Source organism: Aeromonas sp. HMWF015, from assembly GCF_963878965.1.
In the GTDB taxonomy this organism is placed as follows: Bacteria; Pseudomonadota; Gammaproteobacteria; order Enterobacterales; family Aeromonadaceae; genus Aeromonas; species Aeromonas veronii.
The window spans coordinates 1-16937 of sequence record NZ_CAWNZT010000149.1; the positions used below are offsets into that span (position 1 = coordinate 1).

The following is a 16937-nucleotide window of genomic DNA, read 5'->3' on the forward strand; positions in this document are numbered from 1 at the left end:
GGGAGTGACAGGTCGCCAGCAGGCAGTCGTGCACATAGCAGAGCAGGTCGGCGGCGCGATCGGGCAGGGTCATGGCCACCAGCAGATCCGCCAGATTATGGTGAGCCACAACCAGCGCAGCCACCGCCTCATCGGCGTCATGCCACTGCACCAATTGCTGACGAGCCAGCCAGAGCGCCTGCTGATAATGGGCCAACGCCTGATGATACTCGCCGCAGTCAAACAGCCGGTTGCCCTCTCGGGTCTGCTGTTTCCAGTGACTCATGCTGCTGCCACCTTCGGTCGACTCGACCCACCCCTTCACCCAGGTTGCTGTCATATGCTTCACACCAACAAATGATAATAATTATCATTACATAAGTCATATCCGGGAGACAAGGGGCGTCGGGATCGCAGTAAACAGCCAAAACAGCGCGGCCACTCCTTGGCAAGGAGTGGCCGCTTGAGGCACCGGTCAGTGGATTCGACCGGCCAATGGCAAGTTAACGGCAGGTCAGATGTTGTTGGCGGGCGAAGGCGGGGCGATCCCCAGCAGCATATGATCCATCATCCCTACCATCCGCCCTATCTCGGGCTTGGTGATGGTATCGTTGGCCCCCAGTTGTAGCGCTTTCTGGCGGTTGTCATCGCTCATCAGGGAGGAGAACATCACGATGGGCATCTCCTTGTAGGAGGGGGTGTCCCGCAGTCGCTTGAGCAGGTGCATGCCATCCATGCGCGGCATCTCCACATCGGTGATCACCGCGTTGACAAAGCCGGTCACCGGCATTCTCTCCTCCTGGGCCAGACGATCGAAATCCGTCATCATCTCCAACCCCTCGCCGCCGTCCTTGGCCGTGATCACGTTGTAGCCAGCGGTGCGCAGAGTGGTCTCGATCATCTTGCGGATAAAGGCCGAGTCGTCCACCACCAGAATGGTTTTACCCTGACGCAGTGCCATCATGCGATCGTCGATAAGCACTTTGCGATCCTGGGTGACGTCGTACTTCTCCATGCTGAGCTCGGGGTTGATATCGGCGATGATCTTCTCGAAATCGAGGATCATGATGAGATTGCCATCACGCCTGACCACTGCCACCACGCAGTCGTTCTCCCCCGCCTCCAGAAACTGGCTGGGGGACTCCACATCCTCCCAGGAGACCCGGTGAATCCGGCTGACGCTATCGATCAGAAAACCGTTGGCCATCTTGTTGAAGTCGGTGACGATCACCACCTTGTGGCTGGGGTCAGGGTTGGTCTTGATGCCGAGCCACCCAGCCAGATCCACAAGCGGGATGAGGCGATCCCGCAGGGAGAATACCCCCACCATATGGCGCTGGGCATTGGGGTAATCTGTGGTTTCTGGCACCCGGATCACCTCGCGCACCTTGGCGACGTTGATGCCGTAGTAGGCGATCTTCTCGCGCCCGTCCGGCAGCTGCTTCTTGAGGTGAAATTCGATGATCTCGAGCTCGTTGGTGCCGCTCTCGGTCAGAATGGATTTACGCTCTTCCCCGTCTTTAGCCATCATGGTGACTCTCATGCTCTGGTTGCGCAGGCAGCACTCCGCTGCGGTTTTCCCTCAGTATAGGAATGGAATTCATCCAGCGGCTCGGATCTCGGCAAGATTGCAGCCTTAACCGCTTGATCCCGCAGGCTGGCACGATCGTATCTGCCACTCAAGACAACATTGGCTGATGGTGAAATCCATCATGTACTCACAAGGAGCCTGAGATGAGTGAAGGTGTCGTTGTGGTTGGAGCTTCTGGCGGTATCGGGGCGGCTCTGGTGACACACTGGTTGGCGGCGGGTGTCGGGCCAGTGATTGCCATCAGTCGTCAACCCGCACCTGCGGGCCTCTCGTCGCCAGCTCTGCACTGGCTATGTTGCGATTACAGCGATGAGCAAATGACAGAAGTGGTGGCCCGCATCGCGGAGTTGGCACCGAGACCGCACAGGGTGGTGATCTGCAACGGCATACTGCATCAGGGGGAAATTCAGCCGGAGAAGCGGCTGGAAGCAATCAATCTCGATGCCATGACCCGCCTCTACCAGACCAACGCCTTGCTGCCGCTGCGCTGGATCAGCCAGTTGTTACCGCTGTTTGGCCGCGAGCCTTGCACTCTGGCCGTTCTCAGCGCCCGGGTCGGCAGCATTGGCGACAACCGAGCAGGCGGCTGGTATGGCTATCGCGCATCCAAGGCCGCCCTCAACATGCTGCTCAAGTGTGCCGCCATCGAGCTGGCCCGGCGGGCCCCCGGCGTCAAATTGCTGGCCTTCCATCCCGGCACAGTGGATACCCAACTCTCCCGCCCGTTTCACGCCAATGTACCGGTGGGAAATGTGCAGAGTCCCGAGCTGGTAGCCGGCCATCTGGTTAACCTGATTAACCGGCTGCAACCGGATGGCGAGGTGAGCTTTCTCGACTGGCAGGGCAAACCTATCGAGTGGTAGGGGAGATCAGGAGACGCGCCAGCAGCGCCCGCAGCGCCTTGATCACGGCGGGCTTGCCCGCCAGCTGCAACCTCGCAGCCAGCGCCCCCCACTCTGCGTATTGCCAGATGGTTGCGATCAGCAGATAACGCTCATCCGGGGTGATCTCGGCCAACCGGACCAGATTGCCCGCCAGCCACAGCTGCAAGCTGGACTGGCTCAGTTCGAACGGCTTGTGATGCAGGGCAAAGCACTCAACCTCATCACGCTCGAACTCGCCAAGCTCCGGCGCGGTGACGGTGCTGCCTTGCAGACATTGCCATACCAGCTCGGGATCCAATCCTTTAAGCTCGCCCGCCAGCAGGGTCGGCAACTGGCGAATGAAACGCTGCTGCCACTGAGCCAGCTCGGGCTCATGCTCGGGTTTCAGCGCCTTTAGCAGCAGGGCTGCGTGGCAGCCGCTGGCGGCATCCCGTTGCAGACCAATGCGCAGCACCGTCAGTCCTGCCTTGCGCCAGAAGGGGAGCAGGTCGGCGCTAGCCGAAAAGGCCGAGCCGAGGTAGTCGGTGCCAATCTGGCGATAGTGCTCCTCAAGCTTGCCAAGCAGCAGCGAACCCAGTCCGTGGCGGTGCAGCTCGGGATGGATGGCGATACGCATCACCCGGGCGTAGCTGCGTCCCCCCGCCGTTTTGAAACCGGCATGGGCCAGCAGCGACTGGGGCAGCAGATGGCCACGCGGACGGCGGCGCCCGGCCCAGATCGCCTCGGCCAGTTCAGGTTCGATTTCCCCCTCCCGCGCCACCAAGGCCACCCCCAGCAGGCTCTCATCCTGCTCTAGCAGATGGATGTCGAGAGCCGGGCTCTCCAGCAGGGACCTGAGATCGCTCGGCGTGGTCTGGTAGTGAGCCAGCACCAGCAGGCCGAACAGCTGGTTGAGCAACGCCTCGTCGCTCGCCAGCGCCTCCTGATTGACCAGACGCCAGCTCGGGTTGGTCGGCGACATAGGCGCCACCACTTCGGCATCAAGCCCCAGCAGGCGGAAAATCAGCGGCTCCAGCGGATCGCGCTCACTCCAGCGAATGGGTTCAGAGAGGCGGATCTCCTGCCACTCCGGGGTCTGGCTATCGAGCACCCGCTTGAAGCGCAGGTGAAAACCGCGCCCCGTCCCCTCGTAACCGTGTTCGGTGGTGGCAAACACGATGCGGCTGTGGCGGGCCAGCATGGCCTCGAGCAGCGGGGTCGGAATGGCGGCCGCTTCATCCACCAGCAGCAGATCGGGATTCATCGCCTCGTGTACCAGCCGATCCGGCGAGCAGTAGCTCAGCCCAGTTAGCTGGTCCGGCGTAGTATCTAGCCCGCAAGCGGCGTGGGCAAACAGGGTCGCCACCGTTGCCTGCGAGGGGGCCGTAACAACTATGTTCAGCGAGGGTTGCTGGCGCAGCAGCTCGGCGGCAGCCAGCCCCAGCAGCGCACTCTTGCCACGACCGCGGTCGGCGCTCAGCACCAGCGGCCGACGGCGATGACCCTGCAACACCTTGTGGATGGCGGGCAGTGCCCGTGCCTGATCGCTGCTCAGCCTGCGCTCGGGCCCAATCGGTTGCCACGGCTGCGAGCAAACCGGCGGATCCAGAGAGAGGGCAGGATCACCTTCCAGCAACCGCACCAGTCGGGCGATAAAGCCGTGGCCGGCACGGCTCGCCTCCTCCGGCTGGGCCACCAGCCGGATCCGGTCAGGATCCGGCCATGAAGGCCACTCTACTCTGGGCGGCGTCAGCAGCAACAGCAAGCCACCGGCGCATAGAGTGCCCGCCAGCGCCCCGAAGGCGTCGGGGTGAAAGCCGCTGAAGGCGTTGAACACCAGCGTGTCGCACTCCTGACCGAGCCGCTGCAGCGCCTTGGCGGCGGGTTGCGGGGCATAACTCTCGAGCCCGGCACCCAGCCAGAAGACGGTCTCGCCGAGCAGGGATTGGGCACGGGCAATGCAGTCGGCCTCCTCCCCCTCCAGCCAGATCAGGCGCCGCTCACCGGCGCGGGCCAGCGCCTCGCGCAGGCTGTTGAGCTCAGGCGGCGTCATGAAGCCTGGCTGTCAGCCGGTTTGCGGGGCTCGAACATGCGATCTCCCATCTGATCGATAAAGGTGTGGGCCTTCTGCACCATGAAACGCTCGGCATCGGCCGGATTGACAAACAGATCGGAGCGGATGAAACGGTGGGTTTGCAGCACACCGTCCAGCTCTTTGGTGATGCGGCCAGCCAACCGATACTGACCCCCTTCTGCCATGGGCTCCGGATAGATGAGATAGCCAGCATATTCGGTGGGAGTGACTTCCGGCGCCTTGGTCGGCTCGCCCCCGAACAGGGCGCTGAACAGTTTCTTGAGCATGGTGATCTCCTTTGGTTGCCAGTATTGTCCCCAAGGGGTTACACAGTGGCAAGCAGGGGATCTTATTACCAATGGTTATTTGCACTACGAACCATTCTCATTTAGATTTCATCTCATTCCACAAGAGGTGACCATCATGTACGTCTGTTTGTGCCGCGGCATCACAGATACCCAGATCCGCAAAGCGGTGCAGTCAGGTAAAAGCGAATTCCGCCAGCTCAAGCAGTCGCTCGAGGTGGGCGCCCAATGTGGCAAATGCGTGCGCATGACCATGGAGATCATTGCTGCCGAACTCGACAAGATGGAGCAGGAGCAACCCGTGCTCTACTACGAAGTGGCCTGATCCGGACACCTCTTTTCTGATGCGACCCGCCAACAGGGTCACCCCTTTTCTCAGGCGAGCTGGCTCGCCAGACCTCTTGTTGTCACTTTTCTGGACTAAGCTCTAACGATCGAAGCCTCAGGCACGAACCAAGGAGCACTGTCGATGAAAGGAGATCCCAAGATCATTGCCCACCTCAACAAGGTGCTGGCCAATGAGCTGATTGCCATCAACCAATACTTCCTGCACGCCCGCATCTACGATGACTGGGGCCTCAAGGCGCTCGGGCACAAGGAGTATCACGAGTCTATCGATGAGATGAAACACGCCGACGAGCTGGTCAAACGGGTGCTGTTTCTCGAAGGGCTGCCCAATTTGCAGGATCTGGGCAAGCTGCGTATCGGTGAAACGGTGGAAGAGATGTTGCGCTGCGACCTGTCTCTGGAGATGGATGCCATCCCCGACCTCAAGGTAGCCATCGCCTACGCCGAGTCGGTGCAAGACTACATCAGCCGCGACCTGTTCCAGGAGATCCTGGAGGATGAGGAGGAGCATGTGGACTGGCTGGAGACCCAGCTAGACCTTATCGATCGCATCGGGCTGGAGAACTATCAGCAGTCGCAACTGCATCACGGCTCCTGAACCAGCAGGCCAGCAAGCAAAGAGACCCGCCAGCGCGGGTCTCTTTATTTGGTCCGCCATATTTGAGTCGCATGACCCGAAAACTTTTCGACAGGATCACAGTTAATACGCCCGACACAGCATCTGTCATGGCTTTCGATTAGGATACGGCTCTCTGCCAATAACAATGCTACGGACGATTTCCATGGAACAGATTGCACGCGAGATGGCGCCCCACAAACGGGTGGCACTGGTGGCTCACGACAACATGAAGACCCCTCTGCTGAACTGGGTGATGCGGCGCAAGGAGGAGCTCAAGCTGCACCATCTTTACGCCACCGGCACCACCGGTACCATGCTCGGCAAGAAGGCGCAACTGCCCATCACCTGCCTCTTCTCCGGCCCCATGGGGGGCGACCAGCAGCTCGGCGCCCTGATTGCCGAAGGGAAGATTGACGTGCTGATCTTCTTCTGGGATCCCCTCAATGCGGTGCCGCACGATCCGGATGTGAAGGCGCTGCTCCGCCTCGCGGCAGTCTGGAACATCCCGGTCGCCACCAACGAAGCGACCGCCGACTTCATCATGGACAGCCCCCATATGCGCCAGGCCTTCAGCGTGCAGATCCCGGATTACGCCGGTTATCTCAAGGCGCGCACCGAGTGATCGGCTAACCCGTGATGCAAGAGGGCCGCAACAAGCGGCCCTCTTTAATTGGGAAAATGAATCAGCCAGGGACACAAACCGGCGCCGGCTTATAGCGCGCGGGCGAGGATCCGCGCCACCTGATCCGGGTCGATATCCTGCAGCTCCCCGAGTCCGGTGCGCCCCACCCGCTTGAGGTTGGAGCAGACCGCCGGAATGCAACTTTCGCTGAGGCCATAGTCAGCCAGCCGGGTACCCAATCCCATCTTCTGGAAGAACTGCTCGGTGCGGATAATCGCCTCCTCGATGCGCAGGGCCTTGTCCTCGCGGGTCGAATGCCACACCCGCTCGGCAAACTGGGCCAGCTTGTCCTGCTTCTGGCTCGCCCGCTCACGGAGCAGTGAGGGCAGCACCACCGCCAGACTCTGGCCGTGGTCGAGCCCGTAAAGCGCCGTCAGCTGATGGCCGATGGCGTGAGAGGCCCAATCCTGCGGCACCCCGCAACCGATAAGGCCGTTGAGCGCCAGACTGGCCGCCCACATCAGATTGGCCCGCACCTGATAGTTGGTCGGCTCCGCCAGCGCCTTGGGGCCGTTTTCCACCAGCACCTGCAGCAGCCCCTCCGCCAGTCTGTCCTGAACCTCGCCCCCCACCGGAAAGGTGAGGTACTGCTCGGCGATATGGACGAAGGCGTCCACCACACCATTGCCGATCTGGCGCGGCGGCAGGCTGTAGGTGGTGGTCGGATCGAGCACCGCAAATTGCGGCTGCACCAGCGGGCTTCTGAAGGAGATCTTCACATCCCCCCGGCTCACCACCGAGGTGGGATTGCTCTCGGAGCCGGTTGCCGGCAGGGTCAGCACGCAGCCCATCGGCAGCGCCTTGTGCACACTCGCCTGTTTACCGCAGATATCCCAGGGATCATCCCCCTCGTAGCAGGCGGCCGCCGCAACAAACTTGGTGCCATCGACTACCGAGCCACCACCGACCGCCAGCAGGAAGTCGATGCGCTCGCGCTTCACCTGCGCCACCGCCTCCATCAACAGCTCGAATCTGGGGTTGGCGCCGATGCCGGAGAACTCCTGCCACGTCACCCCTTCCAGCGCCCGGGTCAGCTGCTCATAGACGCCGTTTTGCTTGATGCTGCCTCCGCCATAGAGCACCAGCAGCCGGCTGCCGGGCGGGATCAGTTCGGGCAGGCTGGCGATCTGCCCCTCGCCGAAACAGATACGGGTCGGATTGGCATATTGGAAGTTGTACACGGCGGACTCCTCGACTGGCTCAATGCGCAGACATTGTGCGCCTGTGGGGAGGTGAGGTCAAAAGAGGTGGCAGAAGCTTGCCCATCGGCGGTCGACACTGGCCCATCGGTGCCGACCGGGTAGATCTCAGAACAGCGGCAGGATCAGGCAGTTTTGGCCTCATCTTTGGATGAGCTCTTCTTGCCGGTCAGGCGATCCATCGCCTCCTTGAGCATCGCCTCTCGCTGCTCGTTGAGCGGCTTGCTCTGCTCCGCACGCTCTTCCGGCGTCAGCTTCTTGTTATCGGCGATGGTCTTGAGCTTCTCTTCGATCTCGTTGAACTTCTTGCGATCGAAACCAAGCGCCTTGTCCACCAGCTGCTGCACCACGCCCCCCTTGTCGGAGCTCATATCCAGCGCCGGTGGCAACTTGTTGTTCTTGGCCAGATGTTCGTAGGTCAGCACCTGCTGGGCCTGGCCGGTCATGCGCTGGGTGGAGAGGCTGACCATCTCCTCCCAGCCACCGCCCTGACCGCCGCTACTGGCACTGTTGAGGGTAGCGAGGGCGCGGTTGTTGGAGGCGCTCTGGGCAAGCTGCTGGCTGTAGGGTTTGATATCCATGGGGGCTCCAATTCAGTGCGCATCTGCAGCAATGGGCACAGGCTGATCCGGTCACATGGGGCGTTATGCCCCACCATTATCAATTAAACCAGCAAGTTACAGGCCAACTTGTCAGATAGTGCGAGATCCAGAGATATGGCGGATCTCGCCACGCCCCCCACGCAAACTGGCGTCAGAATCATGACTCATCTGCTGCCAGTTCACGCTGTTTTGGCACATTTTGCCGTCCGCACACCACGACGCCAGAGAAAAGTCAGGAACCGCAGTTCGATCACAAAATAAACAACCACTCGGAAATACAATTTTGGCGCACATCACAACCAGCCAGCCGTGTCATGGATGATCTGTTCGAAAAACCAATAACAGGCAGACCAATCTGCCATGCTCACTCCGCGGCCAGTTCGGAGTTGCAGCCTCCCCACACCTCATCCCCTCGTCTGACTCTCACTCACCGCAACCCTTCGGGTACACCTATGAAAAAACACACCTTGAGTCTTCTCTCCGCCACCCTGCTCACCCTGCTTGGCACCAGTGCCGACGCCTGTACCGGCCTTATCGTCGGCAAGGGGGCCAGCGCCGACGGCAGCGTAATGATCGCCAGAAACGAGGATTTTGGCGTCAACAACTGGAACAAGTACCTCGCCTTCCGGCCCGCGCAGCAGAACGAGGGCAAACTCTGGAAACTGGGCAACGGGCTGGAAGTGCCGATGCCCAAAGCATTTTTCGCCTACTCCGCCATCCACGACTGGGATGCCACCACCAGCGATCCGGCAGGCAAATATTATGAAGAGCGCGGCATCAACGAGTTCAACGTCGCCATCTCGGCCACCACCAGTGCCGAGGTCAACGACAAGGCCCGGAAAGCCGATCCGCTGATCGAGAAGGGGGTCATCGAGGCCATCATCCCGACCCTGATCCTGCCGCAGGTCAAAACAGCCAAAGAGGGGGTCGAGCTGCTCGGCCGCTATGTGGAGCAATATGGCGCCGGTGAGGGCAACAGCCTCTATCTGGCAGATGTGAACGAAGCCTGGCTGATGGAAATTGGCTCCGGCCACCACTGGATTGCGGTGCGGGTACCGGACGACAGCTACGCCATGGTGGCCAACGGTCTGCGGATCCACGGCGTCAATCTCGACAGCGCCGATGTGCTGCACTCGCCCAAGCTGCTGGAGTTCGTGCGCGAGCACAAACTGCTGGATAACGCCGACCCGAAAGATTTCAACTTCGCCAAGGCGTTCGGAGTGATTGCCGATCCCTACAACGTGGATCGGGAGTGGCTCGGCCAAAAAATGCTGACCGCCTCCCACAAACAGGCGACCCGGCAGGCGCAATATCCGCTCTTTATGAAACCAGATGCCCCCATCGCCGTGCCGGACGTGGCCAAGGTGCTGAGCGCCACCTATGACGGCACGTCTCTGGCGGGCAAGGCGGAGCGGCCGATCCGCGTCGATCGCCAGCTGGAATCCCACGTCATCCAGCTGCGCAAGGAGATGCCCAAAGAGCTGCAGGGGCTCATCTGGCAGAGCTATGGCGTGCTGGCCGAATCTGTGATGGTGCCGCTCTACAACACCCTGGAAAACTATCCCCTGCCCTATCGCACCGGCAGCGACAGCTACTCCGATGATTCCGCCTACTGGCAGTTCCGCAGCCTGACTGCGCTGGCCAGCGCCGATCCGGACAAATACCTGCCGCTGCTGCGCGGCGTCTGGAGCAAGGAGAGCAGCAAGCTTTACAAGGAGGTCGCCGTCCTCGACAAGAGCCTGAAGCAGGCCTATGCCAGCGACAAGGCTACCGCCATCGGGCTGGCTGCCGACTACTCCTATGGCCAATTGGAGCAGACCTATCAGATGGCCAAAACGCTGCGCTACAAGCTGATGACGGATCTCACCAAGCGCACCGAGAAGAAGTATTCGCCGGAGGAGTTCAAGAAGATCATGAGCCTGTGACCGGCTCTTCAAAGCAAAGAGGCACCCTTGGGTGCCTCTTCTCATTTCGTCAAACGGGAAGCTCAGCGACGGCTGATATTGAGCGGGCCGAAGGTCTGGGCCACCGGCATGATCTCGATGCTGTTGATGTTAACGTGGGCCGGTTGCTGGCTCACCCAGAGCACGGTATTGGCGATATCTTCCGGCTGGATTGCCTCTACCCCCTGATAGACGGAGGCCGCCTTGGCATCGTCACCGTGGAAGCGCACGTTGGAGAACTCGGTGCCGCCGCACAGGCCCGGCTCCACGTTGGTGACGCGGATGGCGGTACCCGCCAGATCGGCGCGCAGGTTGAGGCTGAACTGCTTCACGAACGCCTTGGTGGCGCCGTAGACGTTGCCGCCCGGATAGGGGTAAGTGCCAGCGATGGAGCCGATGTTGATGACGTGACCGCGATTGCGCGCCACCATGCCCGGCAGCAGCAGGCGGGTGAGCAGGGTCAGACCGCTGATGTTGGTGGCGATCATCTGCTCCCAATCTTCCAGATCCGCCTTGTGGGCCGGCTCCAGCCCCAGCGCCAGACCGGCGTTGTTGACCAGCAGATCCACCTCGCTCCAGGCGGCTGGCAGACTGGCGATAGCGGCGCGGGTGGCCGCCTTGTCCTGCACGTCGAACGCCAGCGGCAGGAACTGCTCGCCCAGCTCGTCAGCCAGCGCAGCCAGCCGCTCGGCACGGCGACCGGTGCCGATCACCTTGTAGCCCGCCTGCACCAGCTGGCGGCTGATGGCTTCACCAAAACCGGACGAGGCGCCCGTTACCATTGCAATCATCTAAACCTCCATATCTACACCGATATTGTTATTTATCTGTTTGAATCTATTCAGATTCATTCATCGCTCAATTCACGTCCGGTCGCCTTGCGCCAGACAAATACCACCAGATGGAGCAGCAACAGGCCCGAGCCACCCAGCGCAAACAGCAGGCCGGTGAGGGCGTTGACCGAGGTGTCGGCGCCGCACCACCACCAGACCAACCAGCCAATCAGGCCGATGACGAAGGTCTGGCCAGCGCAGACCGGACAGCGCCCCAGCTTTGCCCTGATGGCGGTGGCAAGACAGTTGTCGCAGCTCATCCTGCTCCTCGATTCTGCTCGTTCAATATGGTCAGTTGGCCTGCGCAGAGGGCTTGCGAGCCTGAGTGCGAGCCACTCTGCGCCGCTCACGCTCCTCGTCGCTCACCAGCGGCAGCACCAGCCGGTGGGCGTGCTGGTCGCGGCCATAGTAGTCCGCCAGCCGCTGCTGGGGACGAAATCCCAATCCCTGATAGAGCGCCAGCGCCTCTTCGTTGGCGTCCGCCACCTCCAGCCGGATCGCCCCCCAGCCAGCGGCCTTGCCCTCGCGGATCACCTGCTCCAGCAGGCGCCGCGCCCAGCCCAGACGACGCACTGTCCAGCGGATGGCAAGCGCCTGAATGACCAGCCGATCCCAGCCTCTGTGCTCCAGCAGGCAGAGATAGCCCATCAGCTGATGTTTCTCGTCCAGCAGCAACAGGGTGCGCCCCTTGGCGTGGGCCAGCAGATAGTGCCAGCGGCTGCGGCCAAAGGCGACTTCGGGAGGAAAACAGTAGCGTTCCAGATTAACGATGGCGCCCAGATCATCGGTTCGGGCCGCACGTACGGTCAACACGGGGAGTCCTTGTTCGGTTATTTATCCTCAGCACCAAAAATGCGACTTGTATCACAAGTTACCAAGGCGTCATATTAGGCACTGTAACCTCTTGTTTCCCCTCGCGCCATTGTCGTGCTTGTCGGTGCATCGAAGCCCACTGGGGATCCTGCCTGTTCAGGCAGTCTGATCTGTGGAGCCGAAAATATGAATACCTATGTCATCGTCGAAGAGCTGGGCGACTGGCCTTGCCATGCCGATTATCTGCTGACCGCCCGCACCTATCTGCAACATGGCGTGCCGACCACCGGCGGCCGACCCCGCATCATCAACCTCTGCCGCAATCTGGAGCACCTGAGCGCAGGCTACTACTGCTCGCTGCTGGCCCAGGCCCGCGGCCACCACTGCCTGCCGGGTTTGCAGGCCATCAGCCGGCTGCAACCCCAGCAGCCACCGGCCAAACTGTGGCGCAAGGCACAAGGGTGGCTGGCCCAGCAGAGCGAGGATCGGATCCGGGTACGTGCCATCTTCGGCCAGTGTGAACAGAGCGAACTGGCGGGGCTGGCCCGCTACTACTACGGCCTGAGCCAGCTGCCGCTGCAGGAGCTGACCCTCAAGCGCGGCCGCCACGGCTGGTCGGTCCGCCAGCAGCAGAGCCTGTCGCCGCTGGAGCTGAGCCAAAGCGAGAAGGAGCTGATGCTGCACCACGCCCAGGCGCTGGTGGGGACCGATGACGAGGAGCAGGCGGCGCCGCTCTACCAGCTAGCCATTCTGGTGGATCCCGATGATGGCCGTGCCAGTAGTGACGGGCTGGCGCTGGAGCGCTTTATCCGGGCTGCCGCCGTCCAAGGCATACGGGCCGAGATCCTGCCACCGTCGGCCATAGAGCGGCTGCCGGAGTTCGACACCCTCTGGCTGCGTGCCGAAACCGCGGTCGGCCACTACACCTTCGAATTTGCCCATCGCGCCGAACAGCTCAAGATGCCGGTGATCGACAGCTCCCGCGCCATCTTGGCCTGCAGCAACAAGCTCTACCTCTACGAGCTGATGGTGCGCAGCGGCGTGCCCATGCCGCCCACCATGGTGGTCACCCGCCGCGGCCGCCACCATGTGGATGAGCTGGTACAGCGGCTCGGCCTGCCGCTGATGGTGAAGGTGCCCGACGGGGCACAGGGGCGCGATCTGGCCATGGCCAGCGACGAGCAACAGCTGGCCCGCCTGCTGGACGAGGGGCTGGGCCGCTCCGCCCTGCTGCTGGTGCAGAGCCGGATCCCCGCCGAGTTCGACTGGCGCATCGGCTTTCTCGATGGCTCGCCGCTGTTCGCCTGTCGCCGCTACCGACCCGAGCCCGGCAACCGCATTCGCCGCCGCAAGCACCCCCTCGACATGAGCCGGATCGAGGCGCTGCCGCTCAACGAAGTGCCGGAGCGAGTGCTGCAGACCGCCCGCCGCGCCGTCCATCAGCTCGGCAATGGCCTCTACGGTCTCGATTTGCGCCAGCAGGGCCGCGACTGCGTGCTGCTGGAGATCGTCGACAACCCCTGGATCCGCGGCGATATCGAAGACAAGGAGACGCAGGATCTCTACGAGCGACTGGCCCGCGCCTTCCGCCAGCGGCTGGAAAACCGGGGCCAGACCACCGTATAACCACCATGACTTTGTCGCCCACAATGACAGAGAGGGCCTCGCGAAGGGGCCCTCTCTCATATCAAAGCGTGCTGTGGCTGACTTATTGCAGACGCAGGAAACGCCCGCTCAAGGGCGGTATCTCCACCGTTACGCTGCTGCCGCCGATAGCCAGACTCTCGCCGCTCTGCAGATCCACCAGCGCGCTGCCGCTGCGCAGTTTGCCCGTCGGCAGGTTGTAGCTGAGCGCCGTGGTGGAGAGGTTAAGCAGGTAGACTATCTGCTCCCCCGCCGTCTGCTTGATGTCACCATAGAGACTGCCCTCGGCCACCAGCTTAACTCGCTCTCCCTGATAGAGGGCGGGGTGGGCAGCACGCATCGCCAGCAACTGGGCGAGCCACTCTTTCAGCTCGGCCTGTTCGCTACCCGGCACAAAACCGGTGACAGCGGGCACCTTGCCATCGCTGCGGGCCACATGATCGTCGCACAAGCCCTGCGCTGCGCAGTCACCACCAACCTTGGCGGCAAAGCCCGGCACCTCGTCGCCAAACTCCTCGCCATAGTAGAAGGTGATGGGGCCGGAGCGGGCCGCCATAAAGCTGAAGGCTGCCTTGTGGCGCTGCCAGTACTCGGTCGATTTAAAGTTGCCGCGCTCCAGCAGATCGCCAAAACGCACCAGATCGTGGTTGCCCAGCATCAGATTCGGCATGGCGTGATTCGGGTAGTTCTCCACCTTGTTCCAGCTGGCATCGAGCACGCTGGCCCCCTGCCCGCCCTTGCCGGACTCCTCGACCGCCAGCGCCTGCAGGATGCCGTAGCGCAACGGGAAGTCAAAGGCCGAGGAGAGCGCCGGATTGTCACTGCTGCCGTAAGCCTGGGCGCGAATGTCGTCAGCCCCCTTCCACACCTCGCCCACCATGTAGCCGAGAGTGCCCCACTGCTGACCGGCGACCTTGCGCGCTGCGCTGGCCTGCTCCACCTCGCTGCGAATGGCGCGCCAATCATCCAGCCCAAGCTGATAGGCCTGATCGAGGCGCCAGCCGTCGATGCCGTACTGCTCGACCCAGTAGCGGGCGACCTCCTTGAAGTAGGCGAGGCTCTCCGGCTTGCTGTAATCCACCAGCTGGCCGGGATAACCGGCACCGCCGCTGGTGAGGGCTGGCAGACGCCCCTCTGGCGAGGGCTTGCTCACCCCCACCTTGTTGACGTGGCCAAACACCCCGTCGAGGAAGACATAGAGGCCGCGCTGGTGCGCCCCGTCCACCAGCTGTTTGAGCTTGGCATTGCTGCCAAAGTTGGGATCAACGGTAAAAAAGTCGCAGGCGAAGTAGCCGGTGGCATCGAGCTTGTTATCGCCGCCTTGCCCAGCGCAGGAGTCGAACACCGGGGTGAGCCAGATGGCGTTGACGTTGAGACTCTTGATGTGGTCGAGACTGTCGATGATCCCCTGCAGATCGCCGTTGTGCTGGGAGGGGCCATAGCCGACGCCATAGTTGGCACTGCCGTCACCATCGGCAAACGACTCCACCATCACCTGATAGATGCGCAGGTTGCAGGCGGGTTGACCGTCGCCATAGCAGGCACGACTGACCGTGGCGACCGGAGGGTGGGTGACCGGCGGATTGACGACGGGGGGAGCGCCCTCCCCACCTGAACTACCGCTGCCGCCGCAAGCGGCAAGTAACAGGGCGGCCCCGAGCAGGCCGCCATAGCGCAACGTTCCCTGTTTCATTGTTATGTTCCCGCTGTGAGAGCAGGCGTCTGATACGCCTGTTTATCACCATGATAGCGATGCTCATACAGCGGTGTCTGTGACTGAAAACGTTATCTGACTCAACTGGTTAGAGCACACCCGCCGAGGCAAAACGATAGTTGACCGAGAGCCAGTACGAGCGACCCGGCTCGGGGATGCGGCCGCTCTGCTCGTAGCCCAGCCCTGCCTGGCTGGCGTGCACCGACTTGGAGAGGTGCTCGTAGTAGAAGGTGTCGAACAGGTTGTCCACCCCGGCCGAGAGCTGCCACCCTTTGGCAAACTGCCAGGCGCCACTCAGGTTCATGGTGAAGAAGCCCGGAGTCTCGCCCTGATCCTGACCCGCAACGGTACCGGACCAGAGATCTACCCGATCCTGCGCCGCCACCGCGCGCCCCAGCAGGGTGAAACTCAGCGCTTCGTCCGGCTGCCAGCCCAGCGCCAGTTTGCCATCGAGCGGCGGCATCTGGGCCAACGGCTTGTTGTCGCTCTGGTTTTCGCCATAGACCACCGCCAAACCACCATCGAGACGCCACTGCTCGGCAAACTGCCAGCGCCCCTCCAGCTCGCCGCCCCGAGTCTGGGCATCGATATTGCGCACCTTGTTCGACTTGCTGTTGTAGAGCAGGTAGTCCTTGATGTCGGCGCTAAAGAGGGAGAGGGTCAGGTCCAGCTCGCGGCTGCGCAAAGCCAGCCCCGCATCCCACTGACGGCTGCGCTCCGGGTTGAGGGTGAACGGGGTACTGTCCTTGCTGCGCTCCCAGTAATCCGGCGCCCGCTCTGCCTGCCCCCAGGCCAGATAGCTGGACCAGCGTGGCGACCACTGATATTCGTAGCGGCCAAACCCGCTGTTCAGACTCAGGGTATCGCTGTAGAGGGTCTGTTCACCGGCGCCATAACGGGTGGTCTCGACCCTATCCTGCCGGTAACCGCCCTTGTAGCTGTGAGCCCCCTGCTGACGACCCAGTTCGGCGAAGCCGCCCTGCTGCTCGAAACGCAGGGTGCGCTGGCGATCCTTGGTGGCATAGTCGACCCCACTCCGACTGCGGTGCTGATCCCGGTTGCTGTCGAACCCGGCGGTCAACAACCAGTCGGCAGGCAAAGCGATGTCGTTGGCCCAGCGACCGCCGGTGTTGCGGCGATCCGGGTTGGAGAGCATCTTCATGCCGCTGTTTTGCCGCAGGCTGAAGTTGTCCATGATGTGGTCGATGTAGTTGTCCCAGAGGGTCAGCTCGCTGCGCTGCCAGTGAGTGGTGATCTGCTCCTGCTTGAGCTTCAGCCCGAAGGATTCGCGATCAAACATGGGGCCATCCATGGTGCGGTCCGCATAGGCGGCGCGGGCATTGCTGCGCTCGGCGGTGAGTTCCAGCCAGGTGTGCTCCCCCGGCGTCCAGCCCAACTGGGCGGTCCCGTTCTCGCGGCGATAGAAAGAGCGCACCTTGTTACCGTGACCATCGCGGTAATCGTCGCTGTCGGAGTGGGTGAACTGACCGCGCAGATAGCCGTCGGTCGAACCCGCCGTCATATCCACCATCTGATCATCACGGCCAAAGCTGCCATAGAGGGCCGAGGCATCGGCCTTGAGACCCGGCGCGGTGAACTCGGGCCTGTCCCGCTCGAACAGCACGGTTCCCGCCAGGGTGGCCCCCTGCTCGAGGGATTGCGGCCCCTTCAGCACCCGGATCCGGTCAAAGGATTGGGGGAACACATAGGCGGTGGGCGGGTCCATCC

General features: G+C 62.1%; 17 protein-coding genes. 6 read left to right on the plus strand and 11 right to left on the minus strand.

Annotation, left to right across the window (positions count from 1 at the left end):
* Both AACS18_RS07650 and AACS18_RS07655 read right to left on the minus strand, forming a co-directional pair.
* A partial coding sequence (locus AACS18_RS07650) for a hypothetical protein (protein WP_181363424.1) occupies positions 1–319 on the minus strand: 319 nt, incomplete at its 3' end.
* Positions 320–493: 174 nt separating this feature from the next.
* Positions 494–1510 (minus strand): chemotaxis protein, encoded by a 1017-nt coding sequence (locus AACS18_RS07655; RefSeq protein ID WP_100644989.1) that lies wholly within the window; start codon positions 1508–1510, stop codon positions 494–496.
* A gap of 203 nt (positions 1511–1713) precedes the next feature.
* Between AACS18_RS07655 and AACS18_RS07660 the strand changes: the two genes are divergently transcribed.
* Positions 1714–2433: an SDR family NAD(P)-dependent oxidoreductase gene (locus AACS18_RS07660; protein ID WP_108614052.1), complete on the plus strand. Its 720-nt coding sequence runs from the start codon at positions 1714–1716 to the stop codon at positions 2431–2433.
* Here AACS18_RS07660 and AACS18_RS07665 read toward each other — a convergent pair.
* Positions 2420–4486, minus strand: coding sequence for a tRNA(Met) cytidine acetyltransferase TmcA (locus AACS18_RS07665; RefSeq protein WP_108614053.1), 2067 nt, complete (start codon positions 4484–4486; stop codon positions 2420–2422). The two genes, AACS18_RS07660 and AACS18_RS07665, sit on opposite strands and share 14 nt — an antisense overlap.
* Positions 4483–4794: an HlyU family transcriptional regulator gene (locus tag AACS18_RS07670; RefSeq protein WP_005335963.1), complete on the minus strand. Its 312-nt coding sequence runs from the start codon at positions 4792–4794 to the stop codon at positions 4483–4485. The genes AACS18_RS07665 and AACS18_RS07670 overlap by 4 nt, the downstream gene beginning before the upstream one ends.
* A gap of 136 nt (positions 4795–4930) precedes the next feature.
* Between AACS18_RS07670 and AACS18_RS07675 the strand changes: the two genes are divergently transcribed.
* The 3 genes from AACS18_RS07675 to AACS18_RS07685 all read left to right on the plus strand — a co-directional run bounded on the left by AACS18_RS07675 (position 4931) and on the right by AACS18_RS07685 (position 6401).
* Complete coding sequence (locus tag AACS18_RS07675) at positions 4931–5137, plus strand: bacterioferritin-associated ferredoxin (protein ID WP_005335965.1); 207 nt, start codon at positions 4931–4933, stop codon at positions 5135–5137.
* 144 nt (positions 5138–5281) lie between these two features.
* Positions 5282–5758 (plus strand): bacterioferritin, encoded by a 477-nt coding sequence (bfr, locus tag AACS18_RS07680; RefSeq protein ID WP_005354959.1) that lies wholly within the window; start codon positions 5282–5284, stop codon positions 5756–5758.
* Between the two features lie 184 nt (positions 5759–5942).
* Positions 5943–6401 carry a methylglyoxal synthase gene (locus AACS18_RS07685; RefSeq protein ID WP_005363178.1) on the plus strand — a complete coding sequence of 153 codons (459 nt, stop codon included), beginning with the start codon at positions 5943–5945 and terminating at the stop codon, positions 6399–6401.
* 89 nt (positions 6402–6490) lie between these two features.
* On the opposite strand, the gene AACS18_RS07690 is transcribed toward AACS18_RS07685, so the two are convergent.
* Positions 6491–7642: an iron-containing alcohol dehydrogenase gene (locus AACS18_RS07690; protein WP_181363425.1), complete on the minus strand. Its 1152-nt coding sequence runs from the start codon at positions 7640–7642 to the stop codon at positions 6491–6493.
* 143 nt (positions 7643–7785) lie between these two features.
* Entirely contained in the window at positions 7786–8241 is a 456-nt protein-coding gene (locus AACS18_RS07695) for a hypothetical protein (protein WP_019446593.1), read from the minus strand.
* Between the two features lie 473 nt (positions 8242–8714).
* On the opposite strand from AACS18_RS07695, the gene AACS18_RS07700 reads away from it, so the two are divergent.
* Positions 8715–10187: a C69 family dipeptidase gene (locus AACS18_RS07700; RefSeq protein ID WP_108614055.1), complete on the plus strand. Its 1473-nt coding sequence runs from the start codon at positions 8715–8717 to the stop codon at positions 10185–10187.
* Between the two features lie 62 nt (positions 10188–10249).
* Here AACS18_RS07700 and AACS18_RS07705 read toward each other — a convergent pair whose 3' ends face one another.
* The 3 genes from AACS18_RS07705 to AACS18_RS07715 are packed head-to-tail and all read right to left on the minus strand — an operon-like array spanning position 10250 to position 11851.
* A complete protein-coding gene (locus tag AACS18_RS07705; protein WP_108614056.1) occupies positions 10250–10996 on the minus strand; it encodes an SDR family oxidoreductase in 747 nt (248 codons plus the stop codon).
* A 56-nt stretch (positions 10997–11052) separates the two neighbouring features.
* Positions 11053–11298, minus strand: a complete 246-nt coding sequence (locus tag AACS18_RS07710; protein WP_005363187.1) for a DUF3624 domain-containing protein — start codon at positions 11296–11298, stop codon at positions 11053–11055.
* Between the two features lie 31 nt (positions 11299–11329).
* Positions 11330–11851, minus strand: a complete 522-nt coding sequence (locus AACS18_RS07715; RefSeq protein ID WP_108614057.1) for a GNAT family N-acetyltransferase — start codon at positions 11849–11851, stop codon at positions 11330–11332.
* 186 nt (positions 11852–12037) lie between these two features.
* Between AACS18_RS07715 and AACS18_RS07720 the strand changes: the two genes are divergently transcribed.
* A complete protein-coding gene (locus AACS18_RS07720; protein WP_108614058.1) occupies positions 12038–13477 on the plus strand; it encodes a RimK family protein in 1440 nt (479 codons plus the stop codon).
* 82 nt (positions 13478–13559) lie between these two features.
* Here AACS18_RS07720 and AACS18_RS07725 read toward each other — a convergent pair whose 3' ends face one another.
* Together AACS18_RS07725 and AACS18_RS07730 are read right to left on the minus strand one after the other, a co-directional pair.
* Positions 13560–15188 carry an alpha-amylase family protein gene (locus tag AACS18_RS07725; RefSeq protein ID WP_108614059.1) on the minus strand — a complete coding sequence of 543 codons (1629 nt, stop codon included), beginning with the start codon at positions 15186–15188 and terminating at the stop codon, positions 13560–13562.
* A gap of 109 nt (positions 15189–15297) precedes the next feature.
* A partial coding sequence (locus AACS18_RS07730; protein WP_108614060.1) for a TonB-dependent receptor domain-containing protein occupies positions 15298–16937 on the minus strand: 1640 nt, incomplete at its 5' end.